Raw genomic sequence first — 2,142 nt, forward strand, 5'->3', positions numbered from 1 at the left:
ACAACCAGAACCGCTTCGTCGTCGCGCGCTCGGTGATCGAGGCGGAGTTCGCCGAGGCCGGCTTCGACATCCTCGACCGTAATGACTTCCTCCCGGGCTACGCCATGTGGCGGGTCTATGTGCTGCGCAAGCGGGGTTGAGCATGAGCCGACCACTCGTATTGCCGGCCCGAGAAGCGCGTACCAGCACCTTCCAGCGCTGGTGGAACATCCGGGGTGAATGGGTCGAGGAGCCCAATCAGCGGCGCGCCGGCGAAAGCGGCGTGCAACGGATACGGATGCGCGATCCGCAACAACCGCTGCTGTACTGCAAACGGCAGATCGGCCACCTGTATCGCTCATTGCTGCATCCTTTTGGCAGGCCCACGGTCCTGCGCGAACTGCAGGCGCTGCAGGCCTTCGGCTGGCTAAGCGTGCGGGTGCCGGAACTGATCTACTGCGGCACGCGACAACAGGCCGGGCAGTGGCAGGCGCTGCTGGTGACGGCGGAGCTGGAAGGGTTTGTCAGCCTGGAGGACTGGTATCAACAGGAGCTGGGCGAGCGCTTCGGTCCGGCGGTACAGGAGCGCATGCTGACAGCGGTCGGAATTAGCCTCGGTCGCATCCACCAGGCGCGCTGGCAGCACGGCTGCTGCTATCCCAAGCACATCTTCATCAAGGTTCACGGCGAAGGTGACGCGGCCAGCGTCGAGGTCGCCCTGCTCGATCTGGAAAAGAGCCGCCGCCGGCTACGTCGTAGCGCCGCGGCACGGCATGACCTGCGCCAGCTCAAGCGTCATCGCCAGGCCATGCCGGAACAGGACTGGCAACGATTGCTGGCCGCCCACCGCACCTTCAGCGAGTTGCGCTGCGATGTCATCTGAGCCGACCAGCGTGGTTGCCGATGGTGCGGCTGGCGTTGACGTGCCGGCGGACGGCGCGGCCCTGAAAGGGCGCAGCGGTCTGACGCGGCTCTGGTATGCCGCCGGCTACTCCGCCGCCGGCCTCAAGGCCGCCTATCGGGGCGAGGCGGCGTTTCGCCAGTTGGTGCTGCTGAACCTGCTGCTGATTCCGCTGGCCTTCCTGCTCGACGTCAGCCGCGTCGAGCGCGCCGTGCTGATTGCCGTGGTGTTTCTCGGCCTGATCGTCGAACTGCTCAACTCGGCCATCGAGGCGACGGTCGACCGCATCTCTTTCGAACTGCATCCGCTCGCCAAACAGGCCAAGGACATGGGCAGCGCCGCGCAATTGCTGGCGCTGTGCCTGATCGGTCTGGTCTGGGCGGTGATTCTCATCCCCTGAAGGACGTACCATGCTTTCCTCTTTGCGACGCCCTGCTCGAGAGCGCCCGGCGTCCGGCTTCAATGGCCTGGCCGCGCACCTGCGCTTCACGTTCGCCAGTGCGCTGGCCCTGCTGGCGCTGTTCGCGCTGTTGCGGCTGGGCTTGCTGCTGTTCAACCGCGAGCTGATCGGCAGTACACCGCTGGCCAGCTTCGTCGAGGCGTTCGGCAACGGCCTGCGCTTCGACCTGCGGCTGACGGTGTACATCCTGCTGCCACTGCTGCTCGGCGTGCTGAGCATGCGCATGATGGCCGCCCGGGGCCTGCTGCGGCTGTGGTTGAGTGTGTGTGCCAGCCTGACGATCCTGCTCGGGCTGATCGAGCTGAACTTCTATCGCGAGTTTCACCAGCGCCTCAATAGCCTGGTGTTCCAGTACCTGCAGGAAGACCCGGCCACCGTGCTGAGCATGCTCTGGCATGGCTTCCCGGTACTGCAACTGCTGGCGAGCTGGGGTGTGGCGAGCGCGGCGATGTACGCGCTGTTCGGCTGGCTGGAGCGGCTGACCCGTGGCGCGCCGGCTGTGCGCGAGGCCGGCGCACGCCGCCGTGGCTCGACCTGGTATACCCGCACGGCGGTGTTCACGCTGCTGGTGCTGGTCAGTGTGGTGGCCGCGCGCGGCACGCTGCGCCAGGGACCGCCGCTGCGCTGGGGCGATGCCTTTACCACCGAGTCGATGTTCGCCAATCACCTCGGCCTGAACGCGACACTCTCGCTGTATGACGCCGCGAAGCACCGCTTCTCCAGTCATCGCGACAACAGTTGGAAGGCGACGCTGCCGGCCGAGCAGGCGCAGGCGATCACCCGCGAGCTGCTACTGACCGGC

Annotated in this window: 2 protein-coding genes and 2 pseudogenes; all 4 read left to right on the plus strand. The window is 66.4% G+C overall.

Annotated elements, in window-relative coordinates:
* Positions 1-140: pseudogene (locus tag NA619_RS24870) on the plus strand (SAM-dependent methyltransferase); the annotation flags it as partial.
* A 2-nt stretch (positions 141-142) separates the two neighbouring features.
* Positions 143-862 carry a lipopolysaccharide kinase InaA family protein gene (locus NA619_RS24875; RefSeq protein ID WP_041754586.1) on the plus strand — a complete coding sequence of 240 codons (720 nt, stop codon included), beginning with the start codon at positions 143-145 and terminating at the stop codon, positions 860-862.
* Complete coding sequence (locus tag NA619_RS24880; protein WP_014821488.1) at positions 852-1,280, plus strand: diacylglycerol kinase; 429 nt, start codon at positions 852-854, stop codon at positions 1,278-1,280. Before NA619_RS24875 ends, NA619_RS24880 begins: the two co-directional genes overlap by 11 nt.
* Positions 1,281-1,290: 10 nt before the next feature.
* Positions 1,291-2,142 (plus strand): annotated as a pseudogene (locus NA619_RS24885) (LTA synthase family protein); the annotation flags it as partial.

Origin of the sequence: Stutzerimonas stutzeri (genome assembly GCF_024448895.1) — a bacterium.
Classification (GTDB): domain Bacteria; phylum Pseudomonadota; class Gammaproteobacteria; order Pseudomonadales; family Pseudomonadaceae; genus Stutzerimonas; species Stutzerimonas stutzeri_Q.

What these genes read in the sequence shown, in the direction of transcription:
- NA619_RS24875 (WP_041754586.1), top strand. Translation starts at nt 143, where the DNA reads ATGAGCCGACCACTCGTATTGCCGGCCCGAGAAGCGCGTACCAGCACC.
- NA619_RS24880 (WP_014821488.1), top strand. Translation starts at nt 852, where the DNA reads ATGTCATCTGAGCCGACCAGCGTGGTTGCCGATGGTGCGGCTGGCGTT.